We start from the raw sequence: 202 nt of genomic DNA on the forward strand, positions 1-202 counted from the left end.
GTTCGAATCCTGCTCTCCCCACGAATTAATAATTCGAAATAAAAAAACGCCAAGATTTCTTGAGCGTTTTTTTTATTTCTAATTATTTTCAAAGCGTAGCTTCGCTGGATCAACTCAGCTAGTCCTTTTAAATAATAAAAAAGTCCAGACAAAATCTGGACTTTTTTATGCTTTATTTTTTTACTATTCTAATACAAAACTC

The sequence above is a fragment of the Flavobacterium sp. genome, assembly GCF_003525665.1.
In the GTDB taxonomy this organism is placed as follows: domain Bacteria; phylum Bacteroidota; class Bacteroidia; order Flavobacteriales; family Flavobacteriaceae; genus Flavobacterium.